Raw genomic sequence first — 19,927 nt, 5'->3', positions numbered from 1 at the left:
GGAGGAAACATAATGACATTACAAGAACAGATTATGAAAGCATTACATGTTCAGCCTGTAATTGATCCAAAAATTGAAATTCGTAAACGAGTTGATTTCTTAAAGGATTATGTAAAAAAAACAGGTGCAAAAGGATTTGTACTTGGTATTAGCGGCGGACAAGACTCTACATTAGCAGGACGCTTAGCACAACTTGCAGTTGAAGAAATTCGTAACGAAGGTGGTAATGCAACGTTTATCGCCGTGCGTCTTCCTTATAAAGTACAAAAAGATGAAGATGATGCACAATTAGCATTACAATTCATTCAAGCAGATCAATCTGTTGCATTTGATATTGCTTCAACTGTTGATGCTTTTTCAAATCAATATGAAAACTTATTGGGTGAATCATTAACAGATTTCAATAAAGGTAACGTGAAAGCACGTATCCGTATGGTTACTCAATATGCAATTGGTGGACAAAAAGGGCTACTTGTTATCGGAACAGATCACGCTGCAGAAGCTGTAACAGGGTTCTTTACAAAATTCGGAGATGGTGGTGCAGATTTATTACCATTAACGGGATTAACGAAGCGCCAAGGACGTGCATTATTACAAGAGTTAGGCGCAGACGAGCGACTGTACTTAAAAATGCCAACAGCTGATTTATTAGATGAAAAACCAGGTCAAGCTGATGAAACAGAGTTAGGTATTACTTATGATCAATTAGATGATTATTTAGAAGGTAAAGCAGTTCCAGCTGACGTTGCAGAGAAAATTGAAAAACGTTACACAGTGAGTGAGCATAAAAGACAAGTACCAGCGTCAATGTTTGATAATTGGTGGAAATAAATGAAACATAAAAAAGAAGCTAATCTTCATTTAGCTTCTTTTTTATATGTTAACGATATACCCCTACTCTTTTCTCCAATAAATCTTGCAGGCAATCTTCATGTTGTTTACAAAATAACGGTGGCATGTCGTCTAACGGGAAAAACTTCAAATCCAACGTTTCATCACCATCTACTTTTTTGTCACCTCCAACTATTGAGAATGAAAAGAACATCACAATTGACTGGGCCTTGTCTCCATTTGGATATGATTGAAAATATTTTGTATACACTCCAATAAGCTCATTTATTTCTACATCATACCCGGTTTCTTCTTTTATTTCTCGGATTGCAGTTTCCGCAGCTGATTCTCCTATCTCCATTGCACCACCTGGAAATCCCCAAGCGTTAAAGTCTCCTCTTTTTTGCAGTAATACTTCTCCTTCTTTATTAAATACACAACCACCGGCAAAGTTTAAGAAAACATAATCATGTCCTACTTTTTCACGTAATTCTTTTATATAATTGGCCATTCTCTTTCCCCTTTTCATACCTCTTCTATCGCTATTTCTTATCTTTTTCAAGCAATTCAATGATTCGATCTAGCTTCTGGTTCATATTAATCACGTGGTGTTTCTTTGCAGCACTGCTTTGTAATACTCTTCTAATAAACAAAGTAAATGATATGAAAAACAAAACGATAAGTCCGATTACTAAACAAGTATATATCAATGTAAAAATATTACTTTCGAACAAGTTCATTCAGCATTCACATCCTCTCCTTTTTATTTTATCACATAATTCCCAAAATTTTAAAGTGATCGATAAATATAAAAAGAGCATCTTTTACAGATGCTCTTTCTCATTGCTTAATACGTAAATGTAATTGTCGCTAATGAATAACCCGCCAATGCACTGTAAGGCGCTACTTGATAAGACACACGCTTTGCACCTTTTGGCCAATTTATTTCATTTAATACTTTCTTTATATCTTGCATCGTCCCATCCATGGACTGCTTATATCGTACTTCTACTTTTTCTGGTTTGGTTGCAAACTTTTGCTGCAACTTTTGCTTAAATTCATTATAATTTTCTGCTCCGTATTCTGCAGATAAGTATTGTAAATTTGTTTCTTTTAACATCTGCTCATATACGACAGTTTTTGAGCTACCAGCTTTTATTTTATTTGTTAATTCACCAAAATAACTTGTAGTTGCCGCTGGATATTTGCTACGATCCCATTCATGATCTTTACTTAACTGTTCGTCAGACATATTAAAATATGAGTAAGTTGCACGCCCTGCTTTATCTGGTACTGGATCATCAAATGTAGTATCTAGGTGATACCATTTGTTTTCAATGTTCACTAAATTCCACGCGTGAGCTTGTCCGTTTCCTGTGCCTGTTACAATATGATTTTGAATACCTGCCTCTTTTAACAACTCATACGTCAATAATGTATATCCTTGGCAAACGGCAGAACGATTCGCTAATGCTTCATATGCTGTATACGCTTGATAAGACGTATCATAAGACACATGCTTAACAACGTAATCGTGAATAGCTTTTACTTTCTCATGCTCATCCATCCCTGGTTTTACAATTGATCCAACAATTGATTTCGCCTGAGCTTTTACATATTGAGTTTGTTCTTTTGATTCACGGTATTTTACTTGCAGTGTAAACGTATAGTCCCCTGGCATTCCTTTAATGGAATATCTAGTAGACGCTACATTATATTTTACATACTCATCAGCATCTACAATTTTATTAAACTCACCATACAATTGATCCATAATATTTCTAGCATTTCTATCTTTTGTTTTATATGTGATTGTAATATTTTCTTCTCGATTATCAATCTGTTTTTTTAATTCTTTTCTGAAATCATCTAATAACTTTACATCTGATTGTGCTGTCACTGTAGTCGGATTTGTAGCTGCATAAGATACAGATGACGCTTGTAAGCCTCCCATTACTATAGTTGAACAAAGTGCGGCAGCTGTCACATACTTACTTGTCTTTCCCATCTTGTCACTCCTTATATTCTATAACTATACGAAAAAGTATCGTATAGTTTCAGAGTATACAATACTTTTTCGTATAGGTCATATGAGATTATGCATATTAACTAATTCACATAAAAAGGTTGTTCTTTTAAAAAGAACAACCTTTTTTCATTAGCATGTTTGTAATACGCAGCATGTATTTTCAAAACGTTGATTTTTCAAATCTTCATTACTAATACAGAAATATAGCATCCCTAGTTCTCCCCAAACCATATTACAATTTTTATGATCTGAATCAATTTGGAATAAAAGAGTCATTTGCTGCGGGTCTACTCCCATATATTCTCCCGTCTCATATAACACTTCTTCTTGTACAGAGAATGGCTCACCAAACATTTGATGGTTATCGTAGTTATCCGGAATTAGCTCTTCAAGTAATTGCAAGAAACGATCTGAATCAGCCTCATCTTCAATGAAAAGTTCTGGTAATTTGTATGTCAGTTCAAAAGTAATTGCACACTGGTTATATTTCGCTTGTACTTCATTTCCTCTTCGTAATTGCTCTACAGGAACATCATAATAAAGTACACGCCCACCCTCTGTTAGCTTCACATTTTCTTCAAAATAATTTTCAATGCAAAAGAAATACAGCATCCCCGTCTTAGGAAGATTGTGATCCATACCAACGTTTTGTAAATCACTTAAGTTAAATTGCGCGATAAATTGTAGTGGATTTCCTTTATGCTTTGGATATTCAAATAAAGCTGGTAAATCAGGAACTCCTCCCATTTTCGAACTACCTATCGCAACAGTTTCCTGCTGCTTTGGCACAACTTTTATACAAGGAAATACAGTATTAATAAGTTCCTCTTTCAAGTGTGTTAGTTCATATTTATCAATTAATACTTCAATTTTTTTATTCATAAATTCTCCTTACATTTACATACTTATTTATATCATAGTACAAAGATTATACTTCATTCTTTACAAAATCAACAAGCCTCCAAAAACGGGCTTATCCTTCGTACGCGAACAAGTTTAAAAAAGCATACTATACATTGTTCCTACAAACACGATAGTTCTTTAGTTCTTCCAGTACATTTTCCCCTCGTTCATTTTTATTTTTAATATAAGGAGGAATTCCACATGGGTTACGGATATAGTTGCGGCGGTTACGGTTACGGCGGTAGCTGTGGTGGTTGTGGTTACGGAGGTTTCGCTTTATTAATCGTTTTATTCATCCTTCTAATCATCATCGGAGCTAGCTGTTGGGGCGGCTTTGTAGGCTGCTAGTAAACTTAAAAACCATTGTAAAAAAGCACGTACAATACGTGCTTTTTTGCCATTTCCAAATCTTTTATTTGAAAGGAAGTATGTTTAATGAAGATTGATGGTGTTTTTGAAGGAGGCGGTGTGCGCGGTATTGCGCATGTTGGGGCAATTTGCGCGTTAGCCGAAAAAGGTTATGAATGGGAACGTGTAGCTGGAACATCAGCTGGTGCAATTATCGCGGCACTTTTAGCTGCAGGATATTCTTGTTCAGAGCTAAAAACCATTATAACTGATATCGATTATAACAAATTTACGAAGAAAACCTTTATTGACAAAATCCCCTTTATCGGAAAAGGACTAAGTGCATGGACTACTCTAGGTATATACTCTAATGTATTTATAGAAGAATGGATTGAAGAATTACTTCGAAAAAAAGGTGTTCATTTATTTACTGATTTACCGGATCTAAACAAACTCAAAATCATCGCTTCTGATATTAGTAATGGTAAAATGGTTGTCTTTCCTGACGACTTACCAAACTATGGATTTTTAAATTATCGCTTCTCTATCGCTAAAGCGGTAAGAATGAGTAGTACAATCCCCTTCTTCTTTGAACCCGTAAAATGGAGAACTCCAAAATGGAAGCAGCCTTGTTATATGGTTGACGGAGGAATTCTAAGTAATTATCCAATTTGGATCTTCGATTCACCTACCGCTCCTCGCTGGCCGACTTTCGGATTTCATTTTGTAAAAGATGAGATTCAAGCTGACCCTGCTCACTATAACGAGCCTATTTCTATGTTCAAAGGACTATTTAAAACAATGATGCAAGCTCATGATTTACGTCATTTAGATAAAGAATCAAAAGCAAGAACGATTACAATTCCAACAGGAACGATTACAAGTACTAATTTTGAACTGACGAAGGAAGAAAAAGACTGGCTTTACAATTCTGGTTATAACTCTGCTAATAAATTTTTACAAGCTTGGAACTTTAGGCAATATATTGATGAGTATAGAAAAGGAAATCAAGACCGAAAGACAAATCGATTTTTTCGTCAACTTGACTCATAATATTATTACTTTGCGTATAAATACGAGAACGTTTAACAACTTAATAGTAAATAAGCCTAGTAAATTCTTATATTACTAGACTTATTTACTTCCTATATAATCTCATACATTGTTTAAGGATACGTTAAGCCTTCGGCTTCTTCTGCAGTTATAACTATGTAACGATTTCCCGTTCTTAATCCTAACAGTTCTGCTTTTTCAATCGCCTCTTGCTTCGTCTCCGCATAAGCAGCTAAATATTTTTCTCCATTGATCATTTGGCAAATTACATATTGTTTCATTACTTTCTCCTCTTACTTTTTCATTAGTTGTGCAAGTTTTTTTATACCTATTTCAATTTCTTCTAACGTTGCGTATGAATACGATAGGCGCAAAAATTGATTTGCACTTCTATCATATAAAGTACCTGGGTTTAATAAAACCTTTTCTTGCAGAGCTTTATCAAATAAACTGCGATATGAAATGGGTACTTTTATATGTACCCATATATAAAACCTGTTGGTTCATGCCAAGTTGCTATTTCACGAAGATATTTATCTAACATTAGTAACATAAAATCTCTTCGTTTTTTCAATTCACTTCTTACAAATCGCAAATGCTCATCATATAGACCATTTGTAAACCACTCTGCTGCAATTTGCTGGGATATAGTGCTTGAACCATAATCTGTTTGCATCTTTATGTCTGACAATCTTTGAATTACTGGCTCGGGTCCAACAATCCATCCAATTCTTAAACCTGGACTAATTACTTTGGACATGCTTCCAATATGTAGTACGATTCCATTTTTATCATAGGCTTTTAAAGGTTTCGAACTAGGTGCATCAAACCATAAGTCTTGATACACTGCGTCCTCTATAATAGGTAATCCAATTTCATTACATATTTCCATCACTTCTATTCGTTTCTTCGCATTCATACTAAAGTTCGTTGGATTATGAAAAGACGGGATTGTATATAAAATAGAGGCATTAAATTGCTTCTTATATTTCTTAATATATGATGTATGTAACCCGCTTTCATCCATTGGGATTCCAATTAAACGTACTCCTGCTGATTGAAAAACATTAAGCGAATATAAATAGGATGGTTTCTCTAATAAGATTGATGCCCCTTTCGAAAGAAGCCCCATAGAAATAAGTTGCAGCGCTTGAATTGCTCCTGAAACAATTAATATAGAGTCAGGAGATACATATACGCCATGCTCCTTTAAGTATTCGGAAATCTTTTCCCTTAAATAAAGATTTCCTTTCGGCTCTTCATACCCAAGCGTCACATTTGACTTTAAAAGGTTATTCATAATTTCTTTCATCTTTTTCTCAGGTAAGAGACTCGGCGCGAGCTCACCTGTTCCTAACCGAATTACATGTGGGTAAAATTCAGCTTGATTAATCTCTTGAATAGCTGGGAGATTCGGATAATGAAGTCCTGTTTCTACATAAGACTGCCAATTAGGCGGGGGTGCGTAAGTTGAAACATTCTCATTATTATTTACAACAATTGTTCCTTTCCTGCCATTCCCTTCAATATATCCCTTCGCAACTAGTTCATCGAAAGCCATTACAATTGTGCTTCGATTCACACCAAATGTATGGGCCAAATCTCTTTGTGAAGGTAATTTCGTTCCAACGGTCCATTCTCCATTAACGATCCTTTCTTTTATATACGTTTCTATTTGTTTATACAGCGGCGTCGCTAGAGACATATCCGGTTTCCAAACGAATCTTTCCATCATATCACCTTATATTCTTTTTGGTTGGTAACCTCCCCAACCATATGGATGGATACAAATTTTCATTTCTTCTATACAATATACACTATCATAATGAATTAAAATAGGAGGTAATATGATGAGTGAAGCAATTATTCATGGTATCATTCTTGCATTTGGACTTATCATTCCATTAGGTGTACAAAATGTTTTTGTCTTTAACCAAGGTGCGAGCCAACCAAACATTTGGAGGGCAGCCCCTGTAGTATTAACTGCCTCTATATGTGATACGTTACTCATATTGATTGCAGTGCAAGGTGTCTCCCTTGTACTCCTTACTTTTTCTTGGCTAACTAACTCATTATATATAATTGGATTTTTCTTTCTCCTATACATGGGCTTTGTTATTTGGAGAAGTAGCCCTTCCAACGATGTAACACAAGAAAAAAGTATGCCCTTAAAAAAGCAAATCCTTTTCGCAGCATCAGTTTCGTTATTAAATCCACATGCTATTTTAGACACAATCGGTGTAATTGGAACAAATTCTATTCAATACATAGGAAGTGAAAAATGGGCTTTCACACTTGCAACTATTATCGTTTCTTGGATTTGGTTTATAAGCTTAGCTTTAGCGGGGAAATTTCTAAAAAGACTAGACTCAACCGGAAAGACAATTTTATTATTAAATAAATTTTCTGGTCTCATCATATGGGGTGTCGCACTTTATATGTTAAAACAAGTTATTTATTCTTAATGAACGAAAGAGAATTGCATGTTACTCAAAACATCATGCAATTCTCTTACAAATTATGAAGTAGGTTCCGGTTTCTGTTTTACCGCCTTTGCATCCTTTGCTGGTTTAATCCAAATGATTGCTATGACAGCACCAATGGCAGCGAAAATACTAGTCAAATAAAACACTTCATGGTCCGCCCCTTTCATGAAAAAAGAATATAAAGGTGGTCCAGCTGCTACACCGATAAATCGCATTGAACTGTAAAATGACGTAACTGTTCCCCTTTGCTCCTTTTCAATTCCTTGTGTAATGAGGGCATCTAAACATGGGAGTGCCATACCAATCCCTATCCCCATAATAACGAGACAAAGAAGTAGTAAATAAATCCCTTTTATAAATAAAGGAATGATGACTGATGCAGCTGCCATTAAAAAACCAATATAGATACACTTCTTCATAACATTTTGATTATCTCCAATTTTTTTACCGGCCATATATGAACTAAGTGACAGTACAAGTAACGGGATAGCAAGCACACACCCTTTCCATATACCATGAATGTCATACTTTGATTCCAGTATAGTCGACAAATAAAAGAGAATTCCGAATAAAATAAGCATAATAATTGCACCTAATGCAAAAATGGCAATTAACCATCTTCCTTTTTCTCGAAACGTAGACAGAATAGATTTTATAAACTCTTTAAGTGGTGGTACTTCTCCTTCTTGTTTCTTTGCCTTTACTAGAACAAGTAATAAAACAATTGATACTACGCATAAAATTGGAATCGCCCAAAATGGTAAGAACCATACAACGGCAGCAAGAGCAGACCCTAAAATAGGGCTCAGCACTTTCCCAAATGTATTGGATGTTTCTATGATTCCTAAACCTGTGCTAACTTGTTTTTCGTCTTTGTATAAATCACCAACACACGGTATAACAACTGGCATTGCACCAGCAGCACCAATACCTTGAATCGCTCTACCAATCAATATCCAATTGTAGGGATTATCAACTTTCCAAGATACCCAACCAGTTATCGCTCCTCCTATAGCTGCAATCAGCAAACTCGGAACCATTACCATCTTTCGTCCCCATCTATCTGATAAATAACCAGCAATCGGTATAAGTAGAATGGCTACGATAGAGTAAATTGTAATAATCATGGATACTTGAAACGATGAAATATGTAATTTCTTTTCAATAGTCGGCAGAATTGGGATGAGCATTGAATTCCCTAATGTCATAACAAGTGGAACTGATGCAAGCGCAATTAAACAACAGTTTTCTTTTTTTAACATGTTGGCTTCGAAACCTTTCATCATATATTTCTTACCATATAATAGCCCCGCTGGAACGTAACTTTTCATTCCACCAGGGCTATTACATCTTTACTACTTCCCATTCACAACAAAAGAAATTGGGGAAATTATAGTATTATTCCTATTCTTTGAATCCAGTTCACAATATATCCATACCAATTAATTGAAAAAAAAAGAAAGGAAGAATCCTTCCTTTCTCCTATAACCTTCTACAATTAGCGAGTATATCCGCCACCAAGTTGTTGTTCTGCCATCGCTACAAGGCGTTTTGTAATTTCACCGCCTACAGAACCGTTTGCACGTGAAGAAGTATCAGCGCCAAGTTGTACACCAAACTCTTGTGCAATTTCATATTTCATTTGATCTAAAGCTGCTTGTGCTCCATGTGATGCTAATTGATTAGAATTACGATTTCTAGCCATTACCAATCACCTCCTTATTTATATATAAATTGTGTTAAATTCAAATTAAAATACATGGAAATTTTTGGTTATTTTTTACCATAAAAAAAGAGCCTCTAAAACGAGACTCTCACATCATTTCACATTACGAAGTTACTACTTCTAATTTTCTATTTATTAATACTTTCATTTCTTCTTTTAATATCTCTTTTGCATTATGTCCAAACCATTCTAAGGAAGCAAAAAGATCCGTACCTCTCACTTCCTGAATAATCTCATCATAATTTACAATACCTTCAAATAACGGAACCATACCAATACGACTTCCTGCTGCAGCATATACATTGTTAGGTTCAAACACATGCAAATAATCCGCTGAAGATATATTCTTAAAATGGTAATGTAGTGTCCACGGCTTTAATCGATGGAAACTGTCTATTGGATCTGCGCCAGACTCCCATATATGAAGAAAATCAAGATTTATTTTTAAATTCGGATGATTTACTTCTTCTAATAGTTCTATAGTAGAAGGCAATGTGTCCGTTAGTGTATTGGGATGTGTTTCTAACAGCACATACATATTGTGCTGAGCAAACACATCACAAATCTTACGTATTCGCTTCACATACTCTTTTCTCTCTTGTTCCGAGAAGTCCTTGCTCCCTTTTTGCCCAGCAAACGTGCGAATTTTATTCGTATTAAACCAATTAGCTAGTACTACAAGTTGTTCACTTTTCTCTATCGTTTTTTCAAAATCTGCTGATAATGATATATCTAAGTAATCACTTATCATCGTAATTTCTAAGTTTTTATCCTTTAGAAAAGTCAATTCTCGTTCTGTCGTTTCGCGTTCTTGTATATACAAATTTTGTGCATGAGTCCCCCACAATTCAATTCCTTCAAAACCGTTTTCATATGCAAATTGAACAATATCAGTAAATGAAATTAATTGATGACGAAATGAAATGGTACATAGCGAATATTTCATAGCATTAAACTCCCCTATCTTAAATTCAGTTAGCTTATTAAAAAGTTGCGACAGACTGATTTGTTTTCATACCTTTCCATGATAGAAACTGTCTCTCTAATTCCTTCTTAATTTGCAGTTCAATCGCATTCATTTCATCCAGTTTTTCAATAATCGATACTAGCATACCTTTATTATTCGTCATTGCCATTTTAATTGCACGATACTGTACATTTGTAAATCCTTGTACAATATCCTCTACCCGATCACACCAATAATCAAATTCTTGCTCCGAATATTGCAACGTTTCACGGAAGTATGCAAAGGCATGCTCATAACTATATTTACGAATTGCAAGTACTGGTATTTGTTTTACTGCTGCTACAAGTCCAGAAAGCGCATATCCTTCTTCCTCATTTGCCATTTTTACAATTAAATTTTTCAGCTCCATAGTCAGTTCATTGTCGTTCTTTTTGAATGTTTCTGTGAAATAACTAGCTACTGTTTCTTGCGTTGGCTCCCCAATTCCTTCTATATCAATGAAATACCCTCCACCAAATGGGTTATCTTGAATAGAGTGAAGTACTTTTTCTCTTTCCATATTTCCTTCCCAACGAAAATCAGGATCTAGCATGAACCACTCTTCTTCTTTCTCTGTTTTTGATATCATTAAATAATGTGGAAACGGTTTTTGATGAAATTTATTTTCCCTCTCTGGTAATAGAGACATATCAACCATTACAATGACATAACGATTTCCCGGCTTGTTTTCTACTAATTCTAAAAACGTTTCTACATTGCTATCTTTATCTTTTGCATGATCATACCATTCGTTTACTTTAATACCGTACAATTTTTCAAACCAAAGTAAATAATGATCATGGTTAATGTTTTCAGAGTGATATGAAATAATTCCGCCTTCTGTTATATCAAAATCTCCATCCCATAGTCCAAAATAAAATGGACGAAAATCAATGTCGCTACGCCTTTTTATAATTTCACAAAAACAACTCACTAAACAGTGCACTTTTATTGAAGTCATACTCTCATCCACTTTCCTAAAGGTTAGTTATTCACATTTACTTCTTGTAACTCCTCCATAAAATCAAGCAAAGATCCTACAGTAAGAAATGCCTTTGGATCTACCTCATCCTCTGGAACGCATAGCTTTATATCCATTTCTATGTATACAATAAGCTGTAACATCATTACCGAATCTATATATAAATCTTGATTTAAGCGCATCGTTTCTTCTAAATGCGTTACATTTTTCAGTTCCATTTTTTCTATCATAATTTTTAACACGGCATTCTTTAACGCTTCCCGTCTCATGTTGTAACCTCTCCCATCTCTAGTAACTTTCTACTTACTTTTCCAGTTTTATTTTTAGGAATTTCATTTACACTTTCAATTTCATGGGGAACTTTATAAGAAGGTAAGTGCTGAATACACCATTCTCTTATTTGTACTGGATCAACATGAGAGATCACTTTCGCTTTAACTATTTCGCCCATGACAGGATGTTTCCCTCGATATACAATTGCCTCTTGAACACCTTCCAATCGAAGCATCGTTTCTTCTACCTCTATAGGAAAGACTTTTAATCCCGAAACATTAATTACATCGTCCATACGCCCCATAAAATGAATGCCACGCTCAGATTTATACCCTAAATCTTTCGTGAAGATTTCCTTATCATTCATTTTCACGACGATTTCTTCCGGTGCATTTTCATCTGAACCTATGCTTATACTCGCATGAGGTAAAGGGTTTCCTAAATCTAAATGGCTCTTCATATCATGACATATACTAATACAACCTGCTTCAGAACAACCGTATTGCTGCATCATATATGTTGTCATTTCTTTTAGTTTATAAAATAGTGCTTCTGGCAAAGGCGATCCTGATGTCATAATTTTATGAAACTGGAACGTTCCTAATGGAAAACTCCCCATAATGTGTAACATAAGTGGTACTGCATATATAATATGTTTCTCTGTATTGCGAACTATATTTAATGCGAATTTAGGATTTTTATTCGTAATGATTACAGGCTGGCTCCCCCTCTTAATTGCTGATAAAGTACCACATATTAGTCCGTATGAATGTGAAACAGGAGCCATAACGATTGGCACTTCATCTACTTCACAGTTTAAAGCTTCATTATAAGCGGTAATTTCCGTATCAACTTCCGTCCATGCTCTACGAATTAGTTTCGGTTCCCCTGTAGTTCCAGAACTATATTGCAATAAAGAAGGCTCTTCTAGTAAAAAGTTCCCTACTTCTAATTTTGTAAAATCGCCATATTCTCCATATAAAATTCCTACACAATTTGCACGCTTTGCCATTTCAATAACTGTTTCTTTTGGTGTATCTTCATGTATAAGTAATACTGATGATTTCTTTTCTTTTAAGAAAAACACAATCGTAATAATATCGAATGGATCTTTCAGACAAAGTGCAAATCTATTTCCTTCTGCTTCTTTAAATTGTTCCATTTCCTCATAAACTTGTAATCTCGATTCAAAATCACTTTTGCTATACTCTTGTTTATTAACGATTAGCATAATTTCCCCCTGTAACAGCTGATTTTTGTTTCATAAGTTGTCTTACTCTATACAATGGATTTGGAACTTCATGAACAAGCGATTCCAGATCCATATATAATCGACGTTTCGTTAATTGTTCAGCATAGAATGTAGGTGCATATAATTGAATATTTTCAAATCTACCTTTCAAATGTGGATATATTCTTAAATGATTTTCAATTTCTTCAACAACCATCATCCAAAAATGTTCTTCTTTCAATCCATATTCATCCGCAAGTACGAATGCTAATTCGCCTAAATTAAACAGGAATAGTGCATCTAACACCATCTCTTGCAAACATTCAATGCGATCCATTTCAAAGAAATCATTCATTTTTCCATTCGCATATGTTTTATGCATTTTAGTAAAGTCGGGACATTTGTCAACCGTTTTCAAATATGGACGATAAAACTCAAGCCCTTCATGAAAATCCTTTAACGCAATACGAACAGGCACCCCTTCTTTATGGACTAGAATCATATTTTGTCCATGTGATTCCAGTGCGATGCCATGCTCTACAACAAGATGTATAACTGGTATTATCGCTTTTTGAATAAGTAATTGTAGCCAATCCTTCATTCCATATTTATTCAACCACGCATCAATAATTGGTGTACCATTTTTCTCTTTAGCGTATAAACCATTAAAAGGAATTGCATCTTCTTGTGCATCTAAATACTTATGAATGCTTTCGCGCCAAATACATCCTAATGAACCATATATAGCTTTTTTATTCGTGTCATACGTTACACTTGAAAACTCACTTAACAAGATTAAACGTGCTTCATCCATTAAATAGGCGTCATTACTTACAACATCATTTAACCAATTTGATATTGCTGGTGCACTCACAACAGAGTATGGTTTCAGCGTACGAAGTGTTGAAGTGTTGAGTAAATTCATCGATAATTTAACGTACGGTTTCTTTGGACTCGTAATATTTCTTAATGTTCTCATTGACTGTTGCGCGCAATAATCGTCCTCAGATGTTCCTAAATAAATAATAAATTTCCCCTGTATATGATCCGCATAATTTGAAATGATGAAATTCACCCACTGCCATGGGTGAACAGGTATAAACACGTACTGTTTTGGATTACATCCCTTATTACGAATTCGTTCCATAAACTCTTCTAATTTACGATCGCCAATCTCCTCTTTTAAAAGGTTGTTATACATCACTTCATTCTCATAACCTACAGTCGCATAATTCTTATGCGCTGCAATCCATATGAGTTTTATTGGCTGCATAAATTCATAACCATATTGAAAATTGTCACGATATTGAAATCCAACACGTGCTTTATAACTAGGATGATATGGATGGCCGTCTATTAAATGGCTTTCAAACTCATCGTAAGATTTTTGAGTATATTCTCTCTTATTATTTCTTTTATATTGTGCAATCGTGTCTTTAAATATTGTTTGTTCTAATTCGTGTATAAAAGAATCTAATTTAGCTTGTTCTACACTAGTAACCCGAAAAACTTCTTCTAGAAATTGCGAGACAGATTGTATTTCTTGCTGTTCATCTTGAACTCTTACTATTAATGAGTCTAACGAAATACGTCCAAATGTCATCCGTTCCCTGCCATAGCATTTGTACGTGACACTTTTGCCTTCTTCATCAAGTCCTTGTATTAGAAAAAGAAGTTGTTCTTCTTTTTCTATGCGAACCGGTGTAATAATCCCCTCATAAATTAACGATTCTACTAATTGACGTAGCACTCTTCTTCGTACTGAAATGTAATCTTCTGATTCGAGCGCCTTCAATACTTTCGTATGATACATGTCCACTCTCATAAAACCCTCCACCTTATGACAAAATACCATTATTTGTATTACGTGAAATTTTAACGTTATTTATGAACGAACAGCCACTTCTCTAACGAGTGGATTATGTACTTGCACATAAATAGCTTGCTCCAATGGATTACTTAACTCATCGACATCGAAAAATCTCGTTAGTAAATTTGCTTTACACGCTAACTTATCTTCGTCCAATAATTCTCTTAAAAATGTAGAAGGTTCCCGGTTATATGGAAGGAATGATTCAAGTACAGACCTTAATTCCGAGAGAAGAATTTCCTCCTTAATTAATCCTGCTGTGCCAAAACCATTAATGAGGCCAAACATATGATTGAAAATTAAGTAGTAACGAAATCTCTCATCCACAATATAGTCGTCATATAAATTTCCAGTACGTTCTCCAATACCAGCTAATTCATTATTAAGCATCTCTTTCATTGAATTACAGAAATAAAATCCTTGATTATCACGGAAATAATATTTGACCGGATAACCATCTTTTAGCTGAACAACGCTATTTTGCTGATGAGCTTCTAATGCAACACCATACTGTAAATACATCCATACCATTGGCTTTAAAGAAATATTCATATATCGTCTAAACCACTCTAAGCTTACTTCTTCACAGCTTTTACTTTCTAAATCTGCTAGGCGATGAATAATATTCGATAACCGCGTACGCTCCCCAGGTATAGCGTCTTGAACTAGCCCAGCAATTAATGTTGCGTCGTTTGCATGTTCACTATAAAAAGGATTCTCACGAATAATCACTTCAAATCCAGATTCTTGTGTTCCATAATTTAATGTAATAAAGGCTGGATCACAAATAAAATCAAATCCTGGAAATCTTTCTCGTACTTCACCAATAGCCGTATTTAACATTTCCTTCCCTTCAAGACCACTCTCAAGTTCTTTCAGTTTATTAATACGCATTGAATTCGTTACTTTCACCGGAAATGAAAACTTAAGCATATACTTCGAATTGGGATGATATAGCGTCCTTAGTGATGATGTTGCCATATAATACTTACCTACAGGACCAATATACTCAAGCAATTCTTGAATTATCCAATCTTGTACGTAAGCTTGATGCAAGAGCCATTCTGCCTGAAGCGGATGAATTGGAATTAATGCATATTGATCTTCCTTACAGTACTTCGCTATAAATTCCTTACTAACCATCTCATCATTACTTAATTCTTCTTTTATAATCGTTGTTGTAGAATCTGATAATAATGATTTTTCATTTACTATACTTTTATGTGCCCGAAAATAATGAAGCTGACATTCCCCTTTTAATTCTGGAGAATACATTGCACTTTTCCAATCCAATATCCCCTGTCTACTCTTTGGTGTAGGATGAGTTAAATGCCCAAATAATAAAGACTGCTCCGCTTCTATAAAAGTTGTATGGAAACCGTATAATGCGGATGTATCTTCTATTCTCTCTTTTGTAAATTCCTCAATATTTTGACAACTGCGGATAACTCGAAGCATAAGTTCCGCAGGATTCGTTCCTTCTCCGTAGTTGATCGACATCTCTTTTATTAAAAACGTAATAACTGTAACGTAATCTGCTGTAATAACGGAATTACTATCTCCAATTTGATAATAAAATTGTTCTCCAAACAAATGGCGATCTGTTGATGATTTATATATAACTTCTCCATACAAAGTAACGTTCTGTGCCGATAGCCGACAACATAAATATGTGGGGACTGTATCTCTATTCAACGTATTACTGAAGATACTTTTCATTCTTTCATCCTCTGTAATCCATTCTCCACTCCCTGTTTCTCTTAAATAACAGTTTAAAAAGCTTTGTAATGTTGCATGTTCTGCGATTTGTTTCGCATGCTGCATGTTGGTCCTCCTCTTTATATTAAAGCTATCGAAATTTTATATAATAAACGATAATTGAATATCGTTATCAATTCTGATTCTAATTGATAATGATATTCAATTCAAGAGTATATTTCGGAATTTTTTATCAAATTAAATTTTTATTTTTTTCTTTCTTTTCTTTAATCTAGTTAAAAGTACACTAGAAAATTTCTTGCTTTCAAACTAATTACCTACTATTTTTTATTAATCCATTTTTTGATGGATTAATAAAAAGGTACACCAAATGAGGTATACCTTTCCCTATGATATGTTTACATAATATTATTATATGTATAAATCTATATAGCTGTTTGTTTTTGTAACAAATTTAAATCTCTCCAACAATACGCTGTTTCTTCTACCCTTACTCTCTCTAAAAATTTCGTATCAATTTTTTCAGGGTTAAATTTTTCATAAAACTTTTTAGAAGGATTATTCGTAACAACCCAAACTAAAAGTGATTGCATATCATTGTTTATACAATCCGATAATAAAGCTTGAAATAACTTTTGTCCTATTTTCATTCCTTGATACTGTTGTAAAAGGTAGATTGCATATAATTCTCCATCACAATTATATGTACCAGTTCTTTCTACTCCCCCATCGATGAATCCAACTATTTCTCCATTTAAATTCTCTGCTACAAATCTAAATTGATGATTACCTTCTTTTTGAAAAATATCTTCCCATTGTTTTTCTCGTTTCTCATATGCTATATTATCTAGAATTTCGTCAGCAAATATCCCTTTATACGCTGTCTTCCAACTATCAACATGCACCTTTGCTATACCTGGTATATCATCCTTTATTGCTCTTCTAATATGTATTCCCATCATTTCTCCCCCCTTATTACTCATCATTATATCAATTTCATTCCTTAAAAATCCAAATAAAAAAGAGTGAATTTGAACTTCACTCTTTTTTATCACAATTATCTACTTTCCACTTCAACTGAAACTACTCGATCAATCTCTTTCAGGGAACTATATAACTCTGTTGTATATAAATCTTCTGGAGCTAAAATAACCATCTCCAGTTGCTGAAATGCTCCACTATCTATATCTTTAATTTTCACGCGTTTCACATGCATGCCTAAATTTTTAATTTGCTTAAATATACCATCTAACTCATGATGCTCTTTAACAGTAATTTTTATAGATAAATCCTTTTGTCTTAATGAATACGGTCCTGCAATTTTCACAAGTTGCGGAAGTACATTAATCGCTAAAATAATTAAAACCATAGCAACTGTCGCTTGTAAATAAAATCCTGCACCAATTGCGATCCCTAAAGCTGAAGCAGCCCACACCATAGAAGCTGTTGTTAATCCAGAAATAACGTCATTACTTCTTCGTAAAATGACACCTGCGCCAAGAAAACCAATTCCACTAACAATTTGAGCGGCCAGTCGCATCGGATCCATATTTGTATGTCCTGGAACAGAATATACATGCACAGATTCAATTGAAACCATCGTAATTAAACAACTTGCTACAGAAATAACCATACTTGTTTTCACACCCAGTGGTTTATTCTTTAGCTGCCTATCTATCCCGATGAATAATCCTAAAAAGAGTGCTAAACCTAATTTGAGTAAAAATTCATATGACATATTCCCATTCTCCTTACTTTACAATGTTTCCCTTAGAATAACTCACTATAACTCTTTTATGATATCAATTCCAGTCTTTTCTATTCATTTAACGTAAAAAACCGAAAAAACATTTATAACGATGTTTCTCCGGCTTTTTATTACACTTTAGATTCTTCTTTATTTCTGATCTTTAATCTTAATTTCTGCATCTTTGTAGAATGCTAATTTACTGTCATTATACTCTTTTGTAAATTTGTTAAACTGCTCTTTCGACTTTTGTGCTTCCACATTTAATTCATTAACAGTTTTAACTTTTTCACCGATTTCTTTTAATTTCGTTTCTTTTACTTTTAATTTTTCATACAGTTCTTTTTCAGTCGCTAACACTTTCGTGTAATTTTCATTCATCTTTTGGAATGCATCATAACGATTCTTATACGACTCTTCTACTGCTTTTGCTTGTTTTTGTAACTTCTTATCTTCAATCTTCTCTATATTACTTTGAACAGATTTCGTTTCCTTCTGTGCTTTTTCTAGCATTTCTTTCTCACTTTTCAATACTTTTTCACGATCATCTACATTTGCAGTAGCTTGCTCTATTTTCTTCACAACTGCTTCATTATGATCTTTACCTTCTTGCAAAATTTGAGCATATAATTCTTGCCCTTGTTTCTCTAACTGCTCTAATTTTTTTGCTTCATCCACTAAAGATTTTTCTTGTGTTGCTGCTGTTTCAAAAGCTGTATATAGATTTTCTTCTGGCTTTTCACCGAAACAACCTGTTAAAAGTCCTACTGATAATGCTCCAACTACTGCTACTTTTCCATACTTCAACGTTCATTCCTCCATTACATACGGTTATCATGCCAGAAGTTCACTGGGAAGTGACTTTCTTCATGATAAGCTTCGAACTCATAACCTTTTTCTTTTAGCCCTTTTAAAATTGCTGGCACAGCAGCAACTGATTGCGGGTGAATATCATGCATTAAAATTACTTCTTGTGGTTTTGTTGCGTTTGTTAATACATTTTGAGCAATTTGTGCTGCAGCTGCATCAACTGGCATTTTATTGTATCTCCAATCTAATGAATCAATTGTCCAATCCCATACTTTAAATCCGCCTTCTACCACTTTATTTCGAAGACCTTCATTTAATCCAGGCATCGAACCATATGGAGGACGTGTTAATTTAGGTGATTTCCCAATAATATTAGCGATTAAACCTTGATCTTCTTTCATCTCATTTACATACTCGCCATTTTTATATAACTTTGCGAAATTATGTGTCATACTATGCATGCCTACATAATGACCCTCAGCATTTTCACGTTTCACTAAATCAGGAAATTCTTTTACATTCGCTCCAATTAAAAAGAACGTCGCCTTCGCATCATGTTGTTTTAGCGTATTTAATAATTCAGCCGTATATTTCCCTGGCCCATCGTCAAATGTAAGATAAGCAACTTTTCTTTCTTTTCCATTAAAACGACTTGGTGCCGTTTTATTCATTTCAACTTTCGGCTGTTCACTTGCAAGCTGCACTACATTTTCTTGTTTCGCAACAGCTTTTGCTGGTGAAGTAATTGATTGAAACATGTAATACCCAATAGCTACTGCGGCAATCGCTATTAAAACGACTACTATTTGTTTAATTTTTAAAGCTTTTTCCATTCTATCGAATTCCTCTCCCTATTAATCTTATATATAAATCGCCCAATATAATTATACATCTATTTATTTTTATTTCACCA

At 34.3% G+C, this 19,927-nt stretch carries 21 protein-coding genes and 1 pseudogene; 4 read left to right on the top strand and 18 right to left on the bottom strand.

The genetic code is table 11. From position 1 onward, the window contains the following. Positions 1-12: 12 nt before the first annotated feature. Positions 13-831, top strand: coding sequence for an ammonia-dependent NAD(+) synthetase (nadE, locus tag HFD78_RS15960; RefSeq protein WP_000174892.1), 819 nt, complete (start codon positions 13-15; stop codon positions 829-831). A gap of 49 nt (positions 832-880) precedes the next feature. Here nadE and HFD78_RS15955 read toward each other — a convergent pair whose 3' ends face one another. The 4 genes from HFD78_RS15955 to HFD78_RS15940 form a co-directional block, all read right to left on the bottom strand. Then, the gene (locus tag HFD78_RS15955; RefSeq protein ID WP_000024999.1) at positions 881-1,342 is read right to left on the bottom strand and encodes an NUDIX hydrolase; all 462 of its coding nucleotides are present in this window, start codon (positions 1,340-1,342) and stop codon (positions 881-883) included. Between the two features lie 31 nt (positions 1,343-1,373). Further along, positions 1,374-1,571: a DUF4083 domain-containing protein gene (locus HFD78_RS15950; RefSeq protein WP_001048102.1), complete on the bottom strand. Its 198-nt coding sequence runs from the start codon at positions 1,569-1,571 to the stop codon at positions 1,374-1,376. Positions 1,572-1,678: 107 nt separating this feature from the next. Then, on the bottom strand, positions 1,679-2,839 hold the full coding sequence (locus HFD78_RS15945) for a transglutaminase domain-containing protein (RefSeq protein ID WP_000520858.1): 1,161 nt from the start codon (positions 2,837-2,839) through the stop codon (positions 1,679-1,681). A gap of 150 nt (positions 2,840-2,989) precedes the next feature. Continuing rightward, positions 2,990-3,742, bottom strand: a complete 753-nt coding sequence (locus tag HFD78_RS15940) for a YwqG family protein (protein ID WP_001034837.1) — start codon at positions 3,740-3,742, stop codon at positions 2,990-2,992. Positions 3,743-3,964: 222 nt separating this feature from the next. Between HFD78_RS15940 and HFD78_RS15935 the strand changes: the two genes are divergently transcribed. Both HFD78_RS15935 and HFD78_RS15930 read left to right on the top strand, forming a co-directional pair. Next, a complete protein-coding gene (locus HFD78_RS15935; RefSeq protein WP_000540425.1) occupies positions 3,965-4,111 on the top strand; it encodes a YjcZ family sporulation protein in 147 nt (48 codons plus the stop codon). A gap of 87 nt (positions 4,112-4,198) precedes the next feature. Then, positions 4,199-5,164: a patatin-like phospholipase family protein gene (locus HFD78_RS15930; protein WP_000686789.1), complete on the top strand. Its 966-nt coding sequence runs from the start codon at positions 4,199-4,201 to the stop codon at positions 5,162-5,164. Positions 5,165-5,277: 113 nt separating this feature from the next. Here HFD78_RS15930 and HFD78_RS15925 read toward each other — a convergent pair whose 3' ends face one another. Both HFD78_RS15925 and HFD78_RS15920 read right to left on the bottom strand, forming a co-directional pair. Further along, positions 5,278-5,445: a DUF3933 family protein gene (locus tag HFD78_RS15925; protein WP_000816389.1), complete on the bottom strand. Its 168-nt coding sequence runs from the start codon at positions 5,443-5,445 to the stop codon at positions 5,278-5,280. A 12-nt stretch (positions 5,446-5,457) separates the two neighbouring features. After that, positions 5,458-6,896 (bottom strand): annotated as a pseudogene (locus tag HFD78_RS15920) (aminotransferase-like domain-containing protein). 118 nt (positions 6,897-7,014) lie between these two features. Between HFD78_RS15920 and HFD78_RS15915 the strand changes: the two are divergent. Continuing rightward, entirely contained in the window at positions 7,015-7,629 is a 615-nt protein-coding gene (locus tag HFD78_RS15915; RefSeq protein ID WP_001287305.1) for a LysE/ArgO family amino acid transporter, read from the top strand. A gap of 53 nt (positions 7,630-7,682) precedes the next feature. Here HFD78_RS15915 and bcbE read toward each other — a convergent pair whose 3' ends face one another. The 12 genes from bcbE to HFD78_RS15855 all read right to left on the bottom strand — a co-directional run bounded on the left by bcbE (position 7,683) and on the right by HFD78_RS15855 (position 19,847). Then, positions 7,683-8,912 carry a bacillibactin exporter BcbE gene (bcbE, locus tag HFD78_RS15910; RefSeq protein ID WP_033667350.1) on the bottom strand — a complete coding sequence of 410 codons (1,230 nt, stop codon included), beginning with the start codon at positions 8,910-8,912 and terminating at the stop codon, positions 7,683-7,685. Between the two features lie 236 nt (positions 8,913-9,148). Then, complete coding sequence (locus tag HFD78_RS15905; protein WP_000113545.1) at positions 9,149-9,355, bottom strand: alpha/beta-type small acid-soluble spore protein; 207 nt, start codon at positions 9,353-9,355, stop codon at positions 9,149-9,151. A 124-nt stretch (positions 9,356-9,479) separates the two neighbouring features. Further along, positions 9,480-10,322, bottom strand: coding sequence for a sugar phosphate isomerase/epimerase family protein (locus HFD78_RS15900; protein WP_000877670.1), 843 nt, complete (start codon positions 10,320-10,322; stop codon positions 9,480-9,482). Between the two features lie 37 nt (positions 10,323-10,359). Next, positions 10,360-11,343 (bottom strand): DUF6005 family protein, encoded by a 984-nt coding sequence (locus tag HFD78_RS15895; protein WP_000200708.1) that lies wholly within the window; start codon positions 11,341-11,343, stop codon positions 10,360-10,362. 23 nt (positions 11,344-11,366) lie between these two features. After that, on the bottom strand, positions 11,367-11,633 hold the full coding sequence (asbD, locus tag HFD78_RS15890; protein WP_001250558.1) for a petrobactin biosynthesis protein AsbD: 267 nt from the start codon (positions 11,631-11,633) through the stop codon (positions 11,367-11,369). Then, positions 11,630-12,868 (bottom strand): AMP-binding protein, encoded by a 1,239-nt coding sequence (locus tag HFD78_RS15885; protein WP_191968089.1) that lies wholly within the window; start codon positions 12,866-12,868, stop codon positions 11,630-11,632. Before HFD78_RS15885 ends, asbD begins: the two co-directional genes overlap by 4 nt. Beyond that, positions 12,855-14,693, bottom strand: a complete 1,839-nt coding sequence (locus HFD78_RS15880) for an IucA/IucC family protein (protein ID WP_001261838.1) — start codon at positions 14,691-14,693, stop codon at positions 12,855-12,857. The genes HFD78_RS15885 and HFD78_RS15880 overlap by 14 nt, the downstream gene beginning before the upstream one ends. Positions 14,694-14,753: 60 nt before the next feature. Next, on the bottom strand, positions 14,754-16,562 hold the full coding sequence (locus tag HFD78_RS15875; protein WP_001163356.1) for an IucA/IucC family protein: 1,809 nt from the start codon (positions 16,560-16,562) through the stop codon (positions 14,754-14,756). A 320-nt stretch (positions 16,563-16,882) separates the two neighbouring features. Further along, positions 16,883-17,419, bottom strand: a complete 537-nt coding sequence (locus HFD78_RS15870) for a GNAT family N-acetyltransferase (protein WP_033667347.1) — start codon at positions 17,417-17,419, stop codon at positions 16,883-16,885. Positions 17,420-17,514: 95 nt separating this feature from the next. After that, on the bottom strand, positions 17,515-18,195 hold the full coding sequence (locus HFD78_RS15865; RefSeq protein ID WP_000119510.1) for an MgtC/SapB family protein: 681 nt from the start codon (positions 18,193-18,195) through the stop codon (positions 17,515-17,517). Positions 18,196-18,354: 159 nt separating this feature from the next. Beyond that, a complete protein-coding gene (locus HFD78_RS15860; RefSeq protein WP_000873565.1) occupies positions 18,355-19,011 on the bottom strand; it encodes a YkyA family protein in 657 nt (218 codons plus the stop codon). A 14-nt stretch (positions 19,012-19,025) separates the two neighbouring features. Further along, complete coding sequence (locus HFD78_RS15855; RefSeq protein WP_000409484.1) at positions 19,026-19,847, bottom strand: peptidoglycan-N-acetylglucosamine deacetylase; 822 nt, start codon at positions 19,845-19,847, stop codon at positions 19,026-19,028. Positions 19,848-19,927: the final 80 nt, after the last annotated feature.

Origin of the sequence: Bacillus sp. EKM501B, from assembly GCF_011800505.1 — a bacterium.
GTDB classification, from domain to species: Bacteria; Bacillota; Bacilli; order Bacillales; family Bacillaceae_G; genus Bacillus_A; species Bacillus_A cereus.
This window is presented reverse-complemented; position numbering and strand designations above follow the sequence as displayed.

Excerpts from the sequence above, each read along its gene's own strand:
- nadE (WP_000174892.1), top strand. The coding sequence starts at position 13 with ATGACATTACAAGAACAGATTATGAAAGCATTACATGTTCAGCCTGTA.
- HFD78_RS15955 (WP_000024999.1), bottom strand. The coding sequence starts at position 1,342 with ATGGCCAATTATATAAAAGAATTACGTGAAAAAGTAGGACATGATTAT.
- HFD78_RS15950 (WP_001048102.1), bottom strand. The coding sequence starts at position 1,571 with ATGAACTTGTTCGAAAGTAATATTTTTACATTGATATATACTTGTTTA.
- HFD78_RS15945 (WP_000520858.1), bottom strand. The coding sequence starts at position 2,839 with ATGGGAAAGACAAGTAAGTATGTGACAGCTGCCGCACTTTGTTCAACT.
- HFD78_RS15940 (WP_001034837.1), bottom strand. The coding sequence starts at position 3,742 with ATGAATAAAAAAATTGAAGTATTAATTGATAAATATGAACTAACACAC.
- HFD78_RS15935 (WP_000540425.1), top strand. The coding sequence starts at position 3,965 with ATGGGTTACGGATATAGTTGCGGCGGTTACGGTTACGGCGGTAGCTGT.
- HFD78_RS15930 (WP_000686789.1), top strand. The coding sequence starts at position 4,199 with ATGAAGATTGATGGTGTTTTTGAAGGAGGCGGTGTGCGCGGTATTGCG.
- HFD78_RS15925 (WP_000816389.1), bottom strand. The coding sequence starts at position 5,445 with ATGAAACAATATGTAATTTGCCAAATGATCAATGGAGAAAAATATTTA.
- HFD78_RS15915 (WP_001287305.1), top strand. The coding sequence starts at position 7,015 with ATGAGTGAAGCAATTATTCATGGTATCATTCTTGCATTTGGACTTATC.
- bcbE (WP_033667350.1), bottom strand. The coding sequence starts at position 8,912 with ATGTTAAAAAAAGAAAACTGTTGTTTAATTGCGCTTGCATCAGTTCCA.
- HFD78_RS15905 (WP_000113545.1), bottom strand. The coding sequence starts at position 9,355 with ATGGCTAGAAATCGTAATTCTAATCAATTAGCATCACATGGAGCACAA.
- HFD78_RS15900 (WP_000877670.1), bottom strand. The coding sequence starts at position 10,322 with ATGAAATATTCGCTATGTACCATTTCATTTCGTCATCAATTAATTTCA.
- HFD78_RS15895 (WP_000200708.1), bottom strand. The coding sequence starts at position 11,343 with ATGACTTCAATAAAAGTGCACTGTTTAGTGAGTTGTTTTTGTGAAATT.
- asbD (WP_001250558.1), bottom strand. The coding sequence starts at position 11,633 with ATGAGACGGGAAGCGTTAAAGAATGCCGTGTTAAAAATTATGATAGAA.
- HFD78_RS15885 (WP_191968089.1), bottom strand. The coding sequence starts at position 12,868 with ATGCTAATCGTTAATAAACAAGAGTATAGCAAAAGTGATTTTGAATCG.
- HFD78_RS15880 (WP_001261838.1), bottom strand. The coding sequence starts at position 14,693 with ATGAGAGTGGACATGTATCATACGAAAGTATTGAAGGCGCTCGAATCA.
- HFD78_RS15875 (WP_001163356.1), bottom strand. The coding sequence starts at position 16,562 with ATGCAGCATGCGAAACAAATCGCAGAACATGCAACATTACAAAGCTTT.
- HFD78_RS15870 (WP_033667347.1), bottom strand. The coding sequence starts at position 17,419 with ATGATGGGAATACATATTAGAAGAGCAATAAAGGATGATATACCAGGT.
- HFD78_RS15865 (WP_000119510.1), bottom strand. The coding sequence starts at position 18,195 with ATGTCATATGAATTTTTACTCAAATTAGGTTTAGCACTCTTTTTAGGA.
- HFD78_RS15855 (WP_000409484.1), bottom strand. The coding sequence starts at position 19,847 with ATGGAAAAAGCTTTAAAAATTAAACAAATAGTAGTCGTTTTAATAGCG.